General features: G+C 33.4%; 21 protein-coding genes. 17 read left to right on the forward strand and 4 right to left on the reverse strand.

All coding sequences use genetic code 11. The annotated features are described in order from the left end of the window. Window positions 1-195: 195 nt before the first annotated feature. The 3 genes from CVPH_RS03350 to CVPH_RS03365 all read right to left on the reverse strand — a co-directional run bounded on the left by CVPH_RS03350 (window position 196) and on the right by CVPH_RS03365 (window position 1849). Entirely contained in the window at window positions 196-543 is a 348-nt protein-coding gene (locus CVPH_RS03350) for a hypothetical protein (protein ID WP_201342080.1), read from the reverse strand. After that, on the reverse strand, window positions 530-889 hold the full coding sequence (locus CVPH_RS11190) for a type IV secretory system conjugative DNA transfer family protein (protein WP_201342414.1): 360 nt from the start codon (window positions 887-889) through the stop codon (window positions 530-532). Before CVPH_RS11190 ends, CVPH_RS03350 begins: the two co-directional genes overlap by 14 nt. A 510-nt stretch (window positions 890-1399) precedes the next feature. Further along, window positions 1400-1849: a hypothetical protein gene (locus CVPH_RS03365; protein ID WP_201342082.1), complete on the reverse strand. Its 450-nt coding sequence runs from the start codon at window positions 1847-1849 to the stop codon at window positions 1400-1402. Window positions 1850-2476: 627 nt separating this feature from the next. Between CVPH_RS03365 and CVPH_RS03370 the strand changes: the two genes are divergently transcribed. From CVPH_RS03370 to purD, 8 genes are all read left to right on the forward strand, one after another. Beyond that, window positions 2477-3031: a hypothetical protein gene (locus tag CVPH_RS03370; protein ID WP_201342083.1), complete on the forward strand. Its 555-nt coding sequence runs from the start codon at window positions 2477-2479 to the stop codon at window positions 3029-3031. A gap of 182 nt (window positions 3032-3213) precedes the next feature. Continuing rightward, on the forward strand, window positions 3214-3858 hold the full coding sequence (locus tag CVPH_RS03375; RefSeq protein ID WP_201342085.1) for a hypothetical protein: 645 nt from the start codon (window positions 3214-3216) through the stop codon (window positions 3856-3858). Window positions 3859-4934: 1076 nt separating this feature from the next. Then, the gene (locus CVPH_RS03380; protein ID WP_201342087.1) at window positions 4935-5366 is read left to right on the forward strand and encodes a hypothetical protein; all 432 of its coding nucleotides are present in this window, start codon (window positions 4935-4937) and stop codon (window positions 5364-5366) included. A 19-nt stretch (window positions 5367-5385) separates the two neighbouring features. Then, window positions 5386-5952: an ATP-binding protein gene (locus CVPH_RS03385; RefSeq protein ID WP_201342089.1), complete on the forward strand. Its 567-nt coding sequence runs from the start codon at window positions 5386-5388 to the stop codon at window positions 5950-5952. Window positions 5953-6499: 547 nt separating this feature from the next. Further along, window positions 6500-7102 (forward strand): HipA domain-containing protein, encoded by a 603-nt coding sequence (locus tag CVPH_RS03395; RefSeq protein WP_201342091.1) that lies wholly within the window; start codon window positions 6500-6502, stop codon window positions 7100-7102. 71 nt (window positions 7103-7173) lie between these two features. Next, on the forward strand, window positions 7174-7395 hold the full coding sequence (locus tag CVPH_RS03400; RefSeq protein ID WP_201342093.1) for a hypothetical protein: 222 nt from the start codon (window positions 7174-7176) through the stop codon (window positions 7393-7395). Window positions 7396-7405: 10 nt separating this feature from the next. Further along, window positions 7406-7684: a helix-turn-helix domain-containing protein gene (locus CVPH_RS03405; protein ID WP_225879790.1), complete on the forward strand. Its 279-nt coding sequence runs from the start codon at window positions 7406-7408 to the stop codon at window positions 7682-7684. 94 nt (window positions 7685-7778) lie between these two features. Beyond that, the gene (purD, locus tag CVPH_RS03410) at window positions 7779-9170 is read left to right on the forward strand and encodes a phosphoribosylamine--glycine ligase (RefSeq protein WP_225879791.1); all 1392 of its coding nucleotides are present in this window, start codon (window positions 7779-7781) and stop codon (window positions 9168-9170) included. Window positions 9171-9531: 361 nt separating this feature from the next. On the opposite strand, the gene CVPH_RS03415 is transcribed toward purD, so the two are convergent. Then, window positions 9532-10005 (reverse strand): hypothetical protein, encoded by a 474-nt coding sequence (locus CVPH_RS03415; protein ID WP_201342099.1) that lies wholly within the window; start codon window positions 10003-10005, stop codon window positions 9532-9534. 451 nt (window positions 10006-10456) lie between these two features. Between CVPH_RS03415 and CVPH_RS10720 the strand changes: the two genes are divergently transcribed. From CVPH_RS10720 to CVPH_RS03445, 9 genes are all read left to right on the forward strand, one after another. Beyond that, the gene (locus tag CVPH_RS10720) at window positions 10457-10585 is read left to right on the forward strand and encodes a hypothetical protein (protein WP_281064668.1); all 129 of its coding nucleotides are present in this window, start codon (window positions 10457-10459) and stop codon (window positions 10583-10585) included. Then, the gene (locus CVPH_RS03420) at window positions 10582-11019 is read left to right on the forward strand and encodes a BRO-N domain-containing protein (protein ID WP_201342101.1); all 438 of its coding nucleotides are present in this window, start codon (window positions 10582-10584) and stop codon (window positions 11017-11019) included. Before CVPH_RS10720 ends, CVPH_RS03420 begins: the two co-directional genes overlap by 4 nt. Window positions 11020-11371: 352 nt before the next feature. Then, on the forward strand, window positions 11372-11623 hold the full coding sequence (locus CVPH_RS03425; RefSeq protein WP_201342103.1) for a hypothetical protein: 252 nt from the start codon (window positions 11372-11374) through the stop codon (window positions 11621-11623). 114 nt (window positions 11624-11737) lie between these two features. After that, window positions 11738-11878 (forward strand): hypothetical protein, encoded by a 141-nt coding sequence (locus CVPH_RS10090; protein WP_225879787.1) that lies wholly within the window; start codon window positions 11738-11740, stop codon window positions 11876-11878. A 290-nt stretch (window positions 11879-12168) separates the two neighbouring features. Beyond that, a complete protein-coding gene (locus CVPH_RS11195) occupies window positions 12169-12507 on the forward strand; it encodes a RepB family plasmid replication initiator protein (protein ID WP_225879860.1) in 339 nt (112 codons plus the stop codon). Between the two features lie 895 nt (window positions 12508-13402). Then, entirely contained in the window at window positions 13403-13813 is a 411-nt protein-coding gene (locus CVPH_RS03430) for a hypothetical protein (protein WP_201342105.1), read from the forward strand. A 77-nt stretch (window positions 13814-13890) separates the two neighbouring features. Next, the gene (locus tag CVPH_RS03435; RefSeq protein ID WP_201342107.1) at window positions 13891-14037 is read left to right on the forward strand and encodes a hypothetical protein; all 147 of its coding nucleotides are present in this window, start codon (window positions 13891-13893) and stop codon (window positions 14035-14037) included. 85 nt (window positions 14038-14122) lie between these two features. Next, window positions 14123-14638 (forward strand): hypothetical protein, encoded by a 516-nt coding sequence (locus CVPH_RS03440; protein WP_201342108.1) that lies wholly within the window; start codon window positions 14123-14125, stop codon window positions 14636-14638. A gap of 45 nt (window positions 14639-14683) precedes the next feature. Further along, window positions 14684-15292: a hypothetical protein gene (locus CVPH_RS03445; protein ID WP_201342110.1), complete on the forward strand. Its 609-nt coding sequence runs from the start codon at window positions 14684-14686 to the stop codon at window positions 15290-15292. The last annotated feature ends 8 nt before the right edge of the window (window positions 15293-15300 follow it).

The following is a 15300-nucleotide window of genomic DNA, read 5'->3' on the forward strand; positions in this document are numbered from 1 at the left end:
GCGCTCTTTTTCATTTTGTAATTTATGCCTTAAAACAGCAGATAGTAGTGCGGATTTTACAGAGCCAGTTGGCCCCTAGAACAAAAAACAATACCTGCTTTATGTTTATTTGATACCAAAGAATTTGAAAACTCACTCTCAACCTTTAAATCTTCTAAGCTTGACGGTATTTCTGATAAAATTCTTAGGATTAATTCAAAACCTTATGTTGTTGCCATTGAGTAGTACAGTAGTTGTGTTTACTCGGAAACGGATAGATTTAGACTTATCCACTTTAACAGAGTAAGAAAAATCAAGAGCTTTAGCTTGAGACAATGGCGCTGTGGCAGATGAGATATAAATATCATTCAGATAAGCACTTAATTCTGTATCAACAATAGGCTTACTGACATTGTCAATAACAACTTCATCATGATACGAAAAGCTAATATGATGCCCTGACTTGAAAATAATATCAGACGCACCTTTATCTGAGGCAGAAATAAGTATGTTGTCCAGTATTTCTTTATCATAGTAAGAATGGTGGCTATCAATAAATTTCATTTCCACCCTCCATTTTCTTTAGTCTATTTAGATATTTCTCAATATCAAAATTAGGTTCGGACAATAAAAATAGCTCGTCTCCAATTCTAAGTTCGTTTTCTTTAACAATGTATTCCTTTTTATTCGAGGTAATTTTGATCGGCTGTATCAACCCCTGATCTTGTAAAATATAAAACAACAGAAAGCCTTTAAAATCCCTGTCCAACTCTGCAAAATAACTTTTTAAGCCGTTCTCTATAAAACTAAGCCCTTTTTGATATCCGCTTTCTATATTGTTGTGCCAATGAAACAGTTCTTCCTTATTTAAAGGTGTGCTTGCAGAGTTAATATAGTTGTCAAGGTTTATCGTTGTATCACCTTGGCTGGTTAGAAAGTAGTAGAAGTAGTTGCGCTAAGAATAGTTGCTTGTCACCACTTTAGCGGCTTTTACTTTTTTAAAGACAAATCTAGTGCTTCTAAGTATGTTGTCACCTTTCCTTAGTAGCGAATTTTGTAAATAATCGATTACTGGCGGTAAATTTTTTTGTTTAAAAATAAGCTTTTGTATAGGGTAAAGCTTATCAAGCTTCTGGGTTTGATCTCTCGATCGGAGAAAATACCTCTTATTGCCTTTTTAGATTCAACTATAGTAATTTTTACGCCAAGTAATTGTGCTTTTTTCTAGTCTTGAATAGCGACTCAAAAAATGATTCTTGGATTAAAAAAGATAGAATAATAGACTTATCTTTATCTTTATCTTTAACCTTAATATTTATATTTGGATACTCCTCATCTATTCTTACCAAAAGTCTCATTGGGGTTTCATGAGGTTTGGACTTAAATCGGTATAAAGAATAATTCGATGAGTTTTGATTGATTAGAGAAAAATCAAAACCAATATTTGTTGCGATGGATTCAACAGCTTTGCTAATTGTTGCTTTTTGTTGATACTAAAACCATCGGCAGCGTAATTGGTGTTATAAATTGAATAGTTTGCAATTGTTTCTATTCTGCTTGCAAATAAACAGTCTTTGACTGTTACATTACGATGAATCTCTTTTTTAGAATAATAATAGTCAACCTTATTTGTGATACAGGTTTCAAAGACTTTAGGGTGATAATTGAAGGCTGTTATTGCCTGTAAAGAGTTGGCTGATGTTTCTAATGATTGAGCATCAATCATTCTTTTGATTTTTTCAATATGTTGATTTAGATTTTTTTTTGGAATTTGTATGCGGGCGTTATCATTACTATGTATTTCATTTGATACACAGCCGGAAGTCAGCATGGCAGAAAAAATCAAAAGCGGTAATAAATAATTTGTCATTTAGATTTTACAGGTTGGTAAAAAAATGATGCTCAATGGAATAATTATGTAACAATTATAATTTACATAAAAATAAAAGATAGCTAATAAAACTGTTATCAAAAAGCGTTATTCCTGACATAAATAAGCATCATCACTGATACTTAAGGAGTAACAGTAGAAGTTACCGTTACTCCTTAAGGGGTAACGGGGGGGGCAATGTAAATATAGAAATTTTTACATATATATTGAGCGTGCCCCCTGATAACAAATAATGAATAATGAATAAATGATAAATTAGAATTGGCCTCAAGAAAAAGTGCTAACAAACAAAAAAATAGGTTTCAAATAAAAAAACATGCTAAAAACTGAAGGTAACACATATCTAAAAAAATATGAACAGCTATCAAAAAGGTTTTTAAAAGAAACTAAACAAGATAGCAAACAAAGCCTAGTTGTGTTTACTAATTGGCTGGTAGCACAAAAAGCCAAGTGGTCGCCACTAACTTGGCGACTTTATAAAAATGCTAGTATTTATTTACTGCGGCAGAATGAGATAAAAATACAAGCAAGGCGATTCAATTATTAAAAAATGAGTTATCAAACAATTTGGAGCATCTATGCAAGTCAAAAGTTAAAGCGACGAGAGTGAGAGTCAACAAAGAACAGGATCGTTTCAATAATCATACCTCAAATAATAAATTTAAGAGCATTCCAGAAAAATCCAAAAAAAGTGTCTTTTTGGCATTCGATGCGATAAAGAAGAATAATCCTGAGTCTATGGCAGATTTTGCGAAAGAATGGATTGATGCAACTATTGTTACTGGGTTAAGGCCGTCTGAATGGGAAAAGATGACGATCAAAGGTAATATGTCTGATTTTTATTATTCAGAAAACGAGTCAGAGGTGTTAAGAATGGTTGTGCAAAATGCTAAATTTTCAGGTAATAGTGGCAGAATTCATGGAAAGACTAGAACGCTTATTATGAATCGACTTAGCCAAGCAGATATCATGACTATTTTGGCTTTTCATAATAAATTACAAGATTTAATTGGGCAGTTCGGTAGTTTTGAGAAAGTAGCAAAATCAACCACCAACGTTCTACTTTCTGCAAACAAAAAAGCACTAGCCTTGTCATCAAAATACATAACGCTTTACTCTGCAAGACATCAGTTTGTATCGAACAGGAAAGCAAATGGGTGAAGACTCGATATCTTTAGCTGCAATTTTGGGGCACGGGTCAATAGCTACCGCCTAAAACACCTAATAGTAGAAAGAATTCTGGCAGTGGTAGTATGATTATTGCTTCAGAGCAAGATATTCAAAAAGTAATTAAAAACACTAAGCCAAATATTATTAAAAAATTACAAGAGAGTTTATAAATTATGAGTAGCAAAATAGAATCATTTATATATAAAGCGCATTATATTTTTAATAAAATTCAAGGCTCTTTATCTGGAAACAATAAAACAGATTTATGTGATATCAATAACATTGTTAATGAGTACACTTTATTACACAAAGGGTTGTCGTTATCAAGCGTGATAAGCATTAAGGGAATTATTGATGATGAGTTGGGTAATCAACTAATCAATAGTTTTGCCGATGCAATGGAAAACCATATCACTAGTGGTGTTGATATAAAAATATGCTTTTCAATTAATAACAATTCTCCAGAAGTGTTAAGTAAAAATATTGAAAAAATGAAAGAAAATAATAGGACTCTTGATTTAGGTCTAGGCCAGTCCATTGACGCTCTTGATAAAAAACTAAAAAAACACATAAACAATCAAAAAATATTTATCATAATTTACACACATCAAAACTCGATACCAAAAGGGCAGTATAAAAATTACAACAAAAAGCCAACGAATGGCTCAGAGTATTATGGTGAGCAAGGTATAAATGAGCAATTACACCTGATTAGTCCGATATACCTGCAAAAACATACTACTAATTGTGAGGCATTTTTAGAATCTATTGGTCAGCATACTTCTGCTGAAATAATTCCGGCATTAAAAGCATTGTAAACCATTCGATCTTCGTTTTCAAATCACAAAATAAGCAACTGGGCTCCAAGAACGTATAGCGACACTCATTCAACAACCTTTCTTAATGACATTGAGAATAAAGCTCTGTTTATTAATGATGCTAGTCTTTTTATGCCACCACCTTTGGCAACCAAAACCATACCAAAAGTGCAGTGTGTTAAAAACGAAAATGGATACTTATTATAAGACTGGTCATTATTTTTGGGATAGATTAGAGGTGTTAAATTTCCCAAGCAAAAAAACGAATTTTAATAATCTTGCTAATTTTATTATCAAAAATAAGATATCAGTTAATATCAGTTTTGATATATCAAGCGACGGTTTCAGAAAATTCATGAATCGCTAAAGCAAAGAACCGCCCAGTTTTTATCAGTGGGTAGCAAAGAAAACAAGTGCATGTCTAATGTTTTGAAAAATGCGCACGAGATAAGCAAGCTTTTTGCGTTGTAATGCAACATTGCCATTATTAGTGATAGTAGTGAAAAAATACTCAACGATAAAATTTCATTAGAGAGCCACATTCAAGGGTGGGGCGGAGCAATATCAACATTGCCAGGGGGTTGGGTGCGCTACTAACTATTTGCAGTGCGACTGGACCAATAAAGGAAAGTTTTGCACCAAAAGCCTGTGCATTAGCCAGAGAAATTACAAAAATACCATATTCAAGTGGTAATATACTCCTTAGACTCGAAAATGGACAGTTGTACCCATATTCAACAAAAACTATTAGGAAAACTGGAGCTACTGTACTCTACGGACCGCTAGGCACTTTAAAATCAGTAGTCATGGGGCAAATAGTTAGGAGTGTTATTTACGATTCAGCTGAACATGGGTGTTGCCAAAAATCTCTTTCTTGGATATTGCCAAATCACCAAGCGGCATTATTCCTTTTTTGAAAAATTCAGTTAGCTCGGAAATGCAAGACGATGTTAGCTGTTCTAAACTAGAAATGAGCTCAAACGATAATAAAATCAATCCTTTTGACACCATCTTAGGGTTAAGAGTTCCATAAGGCAGCCAATTACAGTCGCTTGTGTTGTTGCTGTCATTAATGTGTGTTGATTCGCATGTGTATCGATAAAGAGTATAAAACAACAAAAGACGACCAGTCTCCAAAGAAATACAGCAGAAATACAAACTATGATATCGACAGCACTCTGGATAAGTTTAATGACACAATAGACCGACATACAAGCTGGTGGGAAGTTGTTGATATACTATTTAATAATGGATACATCGGCCTTTCTGAAAAGGCGCAAACCTTGGCAGTACCAATACTAGCAGATATTATTGCCGAAACGTATTCGGAAGATGTAAAAGAAATGTACACCCTAACAACATCCTCGGGTGAAGATATTATTAAATTTACAGCAAGAAAGTTATCCGAAGCATCAGGCGGCTATCCAATTTTAACAAGCCAAAGTGCCATTTCATCACAATCTAGGGTATCCTACACCAATCTAAATAATATTTGCGCCTTCCAGTGATCCAAGGCAAACTGGCATTATGTATTTACTTGCAAGAGCATTTATGGTTAAAGATTGGACAATAGACTTGGAAAGTTTAAAGTCTGTATTGCCACAACATTATATCAACTACTATGAGAGTAAAGTTAGAGCGGAAATCGGAATACCAAAAGTTTTGTTTTATGATGAGCTTCATAGGACGAAAGGACTTGCATCAATTTTAGAGAAGATTGAATTAGATATTAGAGAGGGTCTAAAATATTCATGGTTTGTCGTGCTGGCATTGCAAAGAGTACAAGATTTTACCGATACTATTCTTGATTTAACCTCAACGGCCTTTATTCTTGGCGCTGGTCAAAAAGAAAGCTCAGTTCAAGAAACACAAAAGACTTTTGGGCTAAGTAACAGTAGTATGAATTTGGTTAAAAACCTAAAGCGTCCTAACGCTAATGGTGCCGAAATGCTGTTATGGCTTAATATGGGGGAAGAAAAGTTCATTCAAAAAGTTATCTCAACATTACCAACTCCAAATTTATGGATGTTTACCTCTGACGATACAGAGGCCAGAATCAGAGATACACTTCATAAAAAGTTTGGGAGTTGGTAAGACGATCGAAGTATTATCAATCTTATATCCTACGGTCAAGTTAAGCAAAGAGCTTGAAGCTAAGAAAAGAGAGCTTAGCGAAAAGGACCAAGATATATCCTTAGTCACCTCTCTGGTAATTGATGATATTATAAATAAGATTGAGAATATGGATATGAGCAATAGCTAGAGTTTCGCAGATTGTCACACTTCGGCGCTAACCTAATAATATATGCCATATATAGTATATTATTTGATATAATGTGCCATATATCATTATTTTTTTTAAAAATGAATCCGAAAATATATTAAGTTTTTATTAACAATACCAATATTGGGCTGATTGAGTTTAAAGAAGTTCGCGCCAAAGAAATAGTATCTTTTTCTTTTTCTTATTCAAAATCTTTCTTGGAGTTTGTTGATTTTTTTAATATAGACCCTAACCTCTCCAAAACAAGTGATAGGCAGTACTCCTTGAATCGCGCGCTCTTTGGGTTTTTAGAGGACTGCTCTCCAGACAGATGGGGTAAAGAGGGTGTTAAAACACAACCTTAAAAGAGTGCCAACAGTGTCTGAGTCAATATTTCTTATTGCAGACGATGGGGCTGTTCGTTTTTTTGACGAACAAACCTATGAATTTGTTGCTAAAAATAGTGAAATCCCCCTATTTGTTCATATAAGTGAGTTACTAGAGGATGCCCACTTGGTAAGTAACAATATTATCAGTCAGGTTTTGCATGGCAAACTTGAAGGTTCTTTAGGCGGTGTAAGGCTAAAAGCTATATTAATGAATAACAATCAACTAAAAATAGCAAAATTCCCTAGTGAAAATGATGTTGAGGCTTGGGTGGAGGCTACACTTTTAAATCTTTCTAAGTTAGTAAACATAAAAACACCCAAAGCAAAACTATTAAAAGTAGAAAACGTTAAGCATAGTATTTTATCGATCGATCGTTTTGATAGGATTAATAATGAAAGAGTTTATTATCTATCTGCCATGAGTGCATTAAATTATTGTGATGGTAATACTGAGGGTTCATCTTATATGGAAATAGCAGATTTTATTGCCACCGAAGGAGAAATAGAGGATGCCCAGGAGTTGTGGAAAAGAATGGTCTTTAATGTCATTATTCATAATAAAGACGATTACTTACGTAATCACGGCTTTTAAGAATTAAAAACAAATGGAGATTATCTCCGATTTTTGACTTAAACCCAAATACAAACAAAGTAGAGCACGAGTTGAGCATTGATGGTAATCAAAGTCCTGACTTAGATTTGGCTGTTGGATTGTCTGAGTTTTTTTATGTCGACAAAGTTCAAGCTAAAGCTGATGTCAATGAAATACAACAAATCATTAATAAAAATTGTGGAAAAATAGCTTTACAAAATAAAATATCGCAAAAAGAAATTAACGTAGCGCTTGAAAGCCTGGGAATTGAAAATCACAAAACTAAAAAATAAGGATGTAGCTATGCGTAGTAAAGTACATAAACTATTACCATTTAGCTTAAAACGTAAGGTTGATTTAATTGGGACAAATATTAAACTAGCACGTAAAAAACGTAAGTGGACGATAGGGAATACAGCTAAAAGATGTCAAATATCTGTGCAAACATATAGAAGGGTAGAAAATAGCGACTCTACAGTATCTTTTGCTGCTTATGCAATGGTGCTATATATATTAGGTATGGCTAATGATTTAGACAAACTAGCTGCGCCAGAGTTTGATCAAACTCTGGCAACTACTTAATTGAAGATGCTTTACTTAAAGTTAATAAACAAAAGTAAAATACAAGAGTAGTGATATATAGTTGCCTTTTTAAATTAAATTTATATAAATAATTATGGAAAAAATGAAAAAAGATAGTTTTTTAATTGTAGGCTCTGGTGGCCGAGAGTGTGCTTTTGCATTAAAATTGTTTGAAGATACAATACTCCATGCTTTTGTAAGTCATAAAAATCCCGCCATCATTGAGTGCGTTGAAAAATCGGGTGGAAAATATATTGTTGGCAATGTTAATAATGCAAAAGACGTGGCAAGCTTTGCAAAGGAAAATAATATAGATTATGCCTTTGTTAGTGCCGATGATCCACTGTCAAATGGCGTGATTGATGAAATGCTGAACTACAACATTAAAGCTGTTGGTGGTACAAAAGCAGCAACAAAAATAGAGTGGGATAAGATCTATTCTATTGATATGATGCAAAAGGTTTGTCCAGGGTTTACACCTTACTATCAATCAATTGAAAATAAAAAGGATTTGCCTTCTGCTATTCAAATGTTTAAAGAAAAAGGAATGCAAATAGTAGTCAAGCCCCAAGGATTAACCGGTGGAAAGGGTGTTAAGGTTATGCCAGAGCATTTAAAAGACTATTCTGATTGTGTTAATTACGCCTCTGAACTTTTAGACAAGTGCCCTAATGAAAAAGTCTTGTTGGTTGAGAAGCTAAAGGGTATTGAGTTTACTGTTATGGGTATTACTGATGGTGAAAATTTGGTAATGTCACCCGCAAGCTATGATTATCCTTTTAGATTTAAGAATGATTTAGGCGCTGGTACTGGTGGTATGGGTTGTTTTACCAATAATGAAAAGAAATTACCTTTTATGAACAATAAAGATTTACAGGATTGTCAAGATATTATGCAAAAAATTATCGATGAAATGAGAAATGATGGGCTATCTTTTAGTGGCGTTCTTAATGGTGGTTTTTTCAAAACCAAAGAAGGTATTAAATTTATGGAGTTTAACGGTCGCTTTGGTGATCCAGAGGGGTTGAATATTCTAACTATTCTAGAAAGTTCTTTTGCCGACTTAATAAGAGATATGTGGCACAAAACACTTTCAGAAAACAAGGTTAGTTTTATCAAAAAGGCATCTGTTATTAAATATCTTGTAGCAAAAGAATATCCACAAGAAAGCGCCAAAGCAACAGTTTTTACTATGGATAAAGAGGCTATTAATGAGTTGGGGGTTAATATATTCTTTGCATCCTCCATTAAAACATCAGACAATCAATACCAAACACTTAAAAAATCAAGGGCTATTGCAATTGGCGCTATTGCAGATAAGATAGAAGAAGCTGGAGATTTAGTTAATCAAGCTATTGAGAGGTTTGTTCATACTGATCTTGAATACAGGAGTGATATTGGTTCTAAAGAAAATCTGGATAAACTTTTAAACTATGATTTTAAAAATAAACCTAAGAATCGAGCTAAGCCTTTATCGAAAATGTAGAGTTGTAACATGTACAAGATAACTTTTGAGTAATATCTAGTCCTTTACTCAGTTGTTTGTGTATTTCGTATAGTTATGTGTATAGTTTAACGTAACTATACACATTAAAAATCTAATTATCGCATCTGGCTTCTTTTTACTATACCAAGACTACTGCCACTTATTTGATTTAATTTTTGCTGTTACTTAATATCGTCAAGCAAATACACTCTTACATATTGTAAGTGCAGCGTCAGTCGTATCAAACTCTTTAAATATTGAAACATCAGTGCTGTTAATGCGCATTTGACAAATCAACCAAAGCTTTACTAGAATTTTTAGATCTTAGCACCTTTAAGGCACTTAGAACTGGCACACTAAATTATAGGAAATTAATATCAATCAGCTCCTTCGCTCTGTTTAAATAGAGATCCAAGCTGTTATTATCCGTGTATTCGCCAATGGTATCTTTTAGCACACCACTGTTAAATTTATTTTTTTGATCTATAAAGTCGTGATCTTTGATTAATTTTTCAAAAAGCAGTGCTGATTTAATTACGTGTATTTTCTGCTTACTAGTCTTGCAGTTTTCATTATCTAGATTTATTGCACACACTATCGCTTTGGCGTAGTTGTTGAGTTTTGATAATTCTTCTGCTTTGTGAGAATGGCAAATATTTATCTTAAACATTAAATTCTCTATATTGCCCTTTTCTTCAAATTCTTTTAGAACATTTTTTAACTTGGCAGATCCTGCCTTGTCAACGCCACCAAGACTTTCTATTAATTGCTTTACAGTGTAAACCGAGTTCAGGCTCGTGTTTGGCTTTAAGTTTGTTGTTATTGCGACACTCATTTATTATCAAAAGTAATTTTATTAAGGTCTATTATAAATGACGCTATGACACACATATAATATAATTGTTATATATCCGATTAAGCTTTAGTTAGTTTATAATATATCAATAACATTAGAATAATATTGTTGATATATTATTTTTATAAAAGCTTTTTAAGCTACTTAATTTATGTTTAAAAAAACATTAAGGATTTGATAAATAAAATGTTTAAGCGTACACTCACAACTGCTAATGCAAAATCATTAGTCGGGATTAGTATCCTGAGAATCTACTGGAGTAATAAAACGTTGATTCGAGCGTTTTTTTATACAACAGTTTATGGTGGGTTGTATAGGACAACCCTTGAGTTGGCGGTTTCCAGTAATCCGTAGTACTAATCTTGTACAGCCCGCCACCCTCTTGATTAGTACCAATGGTGACGGTTTTATAACAAAACTGGAGGCCATTATGTCTAAAAATCAACCCAAAGCCGCAGGTGTCTCTGCGCAAGTTTACCAAAACTATCAAGCCACTTGCTACACTTTATGTGGCGCAGCAGTCACTGCCGTAGCATTATTATTAGGAGGTGTGTTGTGAACGACAACATTAACAATCGTAATCTATCTATCTTTAATTTTAGAGATATCAAAATCAGGGTTATTGCCGATGATCCACAACAGCCTTATTTTACGGTAAAGGATGTTTGTGAGGTTTTGGAGATTAAAGACTCAAGAACAGCGGTAAAACAAATTCAAGAGCGATTAAATGAGGCCGGCTTAGATGGCGTGGTTTCAAACCGCACCATCCTCAAAGATCGCTTGGGACGTAATCAAACACTAATAACAACCAACGAACAAGGCTTGTACGAACTTATATTTTCCTCACGCAAAAAGCAAGCTGTTAAATTCAGAGCATGGGTAACTGGGCAAGTTCTGCCTCAACTTCGTAAAACAGGTAGCTACACTTTACCTACCCCTGTTATTCGCAGGATCAATGCACAAAGCAGACCACGAGTGCGAGATTATAGTTAGAGAGAGCTGGTTAATGGCTATACTGAACATTATTTTTCTCGCAATCCTCAAGATCAATCAGAGAGCTGCATTTATCAAATTCGTAGCGCCTATCTCCCCGCACCTATGCTTTTATTACAACTTACTTTGATTCTTTAAGGATGGTTATAAAAATCTAACTGCCGATGAACTGAACAGTCTTGAGTCTATTCTATATGACAAGTAAGATGAGTTTTTAGGAGGAGATGTTTTTATCCTGGTTACCCAGTCCAATACTAACAATGCTGTTGTCAAACAGCAACAGATCAGTGAGCTTTAATCAAAACTTGAAGTACATAATAAAGCCACTAGTTTTATTGATGACAGTCAAAACTTGCCAAACGTTTTAGATTTTCAACTCTACTTTCAACAAGAGAGGGCAATTAACGCATCAATCTACAGCATTCAAGCTTTACTTGACCAAAGTAAGAATATTGAACTTATTAATTATACTCAGTCAGGCTTTGAATTAAAACTTGAAACATTAGAGCGCGCCTATCAAGTTTCTAGAGTTTTGTCAAATAAAATCAGTGAAAGTCTGATCAACTTAAAAAGACGATTAAAAAAAATAACAGACGAAGAGTAGGAGGAAAGCCATGTGTAAAAAGAACAAACCTATTAATAGTTATAGAAAGTTTCAAACCAGGTTAGATGATCTAGGTTCGTTACTACCCTTGGAAACCACCAGGATAGAACACACTTGCAAAGAAGCTTTGTAGATGTGGAAGAATATCAACATCTACTTGATGAGGTTAGAGCAATTCATAGACGACCTGACGAACAAATGTTGAGTTTGATTCAGTGTTTGGAATATGATTTAGATAGGGTTGTGAAAATATAATAAACATATGAAGATTGTTAAACATAATAAACTTCTTAAACTTAATATGAAACAATATAACTTTAACATTTTTACTAATTTAACGGCTGGCGAAGCTTGTATCAGCGCTTTGTTTATATCTGTTAAAACCACTATAAAGCCTTACATAGTAGGGTTAAAATTGGAAAACTCCAAAAGCGTAATAGTTAGCCTGGTTAAAACAGTCTTAAAACCTTGCTACGAAAGCCTTAACAATGCAAGTAGCAATGATGTCGCATCTAAAGTTATAAGTCATTGTTTTTACAGTAAAAATTTTACCTTTAAAGCTACTAAAGCTTTTAAAAAATTATAAACAGAATTTAAAAAAATACGCGGATATTTTATTAAGCAGTCAGGTTGGACTGGTTAAAGATGCTGATAACGGTGACTGGGAAATGTTAGGTGCGTACGCTACAAAAGCTGCCTATGTAGATAATGAATTTGTCATTACTCACAATATCGACGTTATTGATCTAGTTAATTCTAATAATAAATTTAGCGAATATTATTTCCAAAAAATATCAACTCTCAAATCAAACTATCAGATAAAAATGTATGATTTATGCGTTCAGACCATAAAACTAACCAAAAAAACGTACAGATTTTATTGAATATTTACGGGGCTACTTTAATACAAAAAACCAATTTAAAGTGACTAGAAGTTTCATAAAAAGAATTATCAAATCATGTGTAGAGGCTGTTAACAATGATGTTAATACAGATATTTTTATTACATACAAACTAATAAAAATTGCTCAAAAACAACACATATAGAATTTACTATAGTTTACAAAAAACAAATAAAACAGGTGTTAGATTTAGACAATGTGGCTACCAATAAAATAGGTGTTAGGCAACAATTAGTTAACTGGGGTGGGGTGTTTGTAAAGCTCAAATTAAAAAATGGGTAAATACACACTATAATCAAACACTAATAGATGTAATTGACAGTACCCATAAAAAAAATCTTCCAGAAGAATGTAATAAAAACAATCCTGGCGGCTATATTTTTCAAATTCTCGGTGATGTTGGTCCTTATTCATCAAAGCAAGTTACAGTAGAAAACAACAATCGAGCACTACTTCAATTCAGCTTAACAAAAGGTGAAATAAATTATACTAGAGATCAACTAGTAAACAATAATCCGATTAGTGATACGTTGCTTGGTTCATTAATTAAACAATGCCAAATGTCGCAACAAAAAAATAAAGAGGGCACTAAAAATATGAATACCTTTCTAAAATAGTGTTTTAAAGAGTTAATCGATAAATAAAATAAAGTTATATAGAATATATCATATAATAAATTGTTATGAAAAATAACAATCACAAAAGCCTATCAGATCTGTTTACCGAAGATGGTGATAGAAAGGTATGAAGTAAATTCAAAGAGGATATTCCAGTAGATAATTTTAAACCTTGGCAAGTTACAAAAAAAATTATAAAACTACCGCTTCATTTTATTTTTGACAGTTTAAAGATTAACAGAAGTCTTTCTAAGCTTAAAGTGTTTGAAAATATAGGGTTTTTTAAAACCCCGACTAACAGACTTTATAACATCGTTTTCCATAGAAAAACCAAACTAGACAAACAAGAGGAAACACTTATTAAAAAGTCCATTGAAGAGATGGATCAAGAGTTGAGAATAATCGCAATCAAAAAAGCACAAGGCTTAGTCATCTTTTTAATGCTTGCATTAATCATGGTGTTACTAGTCCCAACTTTATTATTTCAAGTGAATTCTATTGTTGTTTATGTCAATATCGGACTGTCTTGCTGTTTATTATTTCTTCTGATTGCTGGAAGGCTGAAAGACGCTTATTTATTAAAGCACGCTGAATTTAATAAGACAGATATTTTACATAAGAGGTTTTGGAATCTATCCACTCAGTTATCAAAAACAACAGGCCAAGAGTAGCAAATGAAAAATATATTCATCCCAATTATTACTGCATTGATATTATTCGCTTTTACAAACACTTCTTTTGCAACCTTTTGGATAGTTATGATTCTAATCAACATTCATCAGGCATTCTAGCCTCTCTCTCAGAGGTTTTAACGCTGGTTGCATTGTTATTGGTTAGTGTTTTAGTTGCATGGACAGTTGTTTCTTCATCTGTCGATGTTGCCTCAAGAGGGTAATCTACTGCAAATTAATATTCAGGCGTTTGGTTACCATTCAGAACAGCATTGTCAGTGCTATTTTTAATGCCTATGGCAGGAGGGTATGCAACAATTCAAATTATTGTTCTTTCTGTTGCCTCTTTGGGGTATGCAGGCTAGCGATGCTGTGTGGCAATCATCAGTTGATCATTTGCTTAGAGCGCCACAAACACAAAGTGTCTTTGAGAAAGATAAGAAGGCTAATCAACATAAAAGCAACATTATGGGCGGCTCACTTTTAAAAGTCAAACCAACATTACCGTTAAAAGATTTGTTTAACACGATGGTTTGTTACGAGTTTGTTAAATCGTTAGATGCAAAAGGATTATTACAAGAAGAGACAGGTGGCTGGGGCGATGTTATTATTGAGAAGCACCATTCTTACAAGCAAACAGATGTTTTAGAATACAAAAACGCCTCTAATATAAAACATGTTATCAGACACCAATGGGGAACTAGCGAGTATAAAGACTTATGCGGTGAATTAAGCCAAACGGTAATCATAGCTCTTGAATCTGATGGATCTGGTTCTGTTGCAAGCTCTAACAACTATACAGAACAAGATTATTTAAATTGGTAGAATGCTGTTTCTGGAGCTTTTAACCAGTTTTACAATGAATCTGGGTTGGAGATTGCCGCCATTAATGCACAATCATTTTTTAGTGATCAAGGGGTTACTAAAAAACAGTTTTTAGAGCACTTTTCAGTTAAAGGCTTGGTATTAGCTTATAAAAAATACCAAGAAACAATTGTTAAGGCTTTAGTTGAACTACTTACAAAAAATATAAAATTTATTGAAGCCGCAAAAAAATCAGACTGGTTTTATGCGGGCGGTTTTTATTGGGGCATTAAATCAATCAATGAAGAAACACAAAATCTACTGTTACAGTCAAAGGTGAAGCTGGTTAAAAAAGTTCAGGATTTAGACAAAGAGATAAATAGTGATTGTTCAATACTGGAGGTCCTAGACTGGGGTGTTAGTTGCTCATCACCTTGGGAGGATTATTTATTTCTTGCTAACGGTTATCCTGCTAATGCACTTAAATATATATATTTATCAACTGAATTTTTCAACAAGAATATTCTTAGTGTTATTGAAAAAGAGCGTTTTGAAAAACAAAATTGGCTTGAAGTTGTTACAGATTTAGATAGAGGGGAGGGGGTCGGTAGCAAGAGTAATGATAAAAACTTATTAAACGAGGTTGTAGACAGTGTTATTAATACTTTTGCCTAGGGGAATGA

The sequence above is a fragment of the Abyssogena phaseoliformis symbiont OG214 genome, assembly GCF_016592595.1.
Lineage (GTDB): Bacteria > Pseudomonadota > Gammaproteobacteria > PS1 > Pseudothioglobaceae > Ruthia.

Coding starts and splice junctions, on each gene's coding strand:
- CVPH_RS03440 (WP_201342108.1), top strand. CDS start 14,123: ATGCAACAATTCAAATTATTGTTCTTTCTGTTGCCTCTTTGGGGTATG.
- CVPH_RS03365 (WP_201342082.1), bottom strand. CDS start 1,849: ATGACAAATTATTTATTACCGCTTTTGATTTTTTCTGCCATGCTGACT.
- CVPH_RS03375 (WP_201342085.1), top strand. CDS start 3,214: ATGAGTAGCAAAATAGAATCATTTATATATAAAGCGCATTATATTTTT.
- CVPH_RS03405 (WP_225879790.1), top strand. CDS start 7,406: ATGCGTAGTAAAGTACATAAACTATTACCATTTAGCTTAAAACGTAAG.
- purD (WP_225879791.1), top strand. CDS start 7,779: ATGGAAAAAATGAAAAAAGATAGTTTTTTAATTGTAGGCTCTGGTGGC.
- CVPH_RS03385 (WP_201342089.1), top strand. CDS start 5,386: ATGTATTTACTTGCAAGAGCATTTATGGTTAAAGATTGGACAATAGAC.
- CVPH_RS03350 (WP_201342080.1), bottom strand. CDS start 543: ATGAAATTTATTGATAGCCACCATTCTTACTATGATAAAGAAATACTG.
- CVPH_RS03415 (WP_201342099.1), bottom strand. CDS start 10,005: ATGAGTGTCGCAATAACAACAAACTTAAAGCCAAACACGAGCCTGAAC.
- CVPH_RS10720 (WP_281064668.1), top strand. CDS start 10,457: ATGTCTAAAAATCAACCCAAAGCCGCAGGTGTCTCTGCGCAAGTTTAC.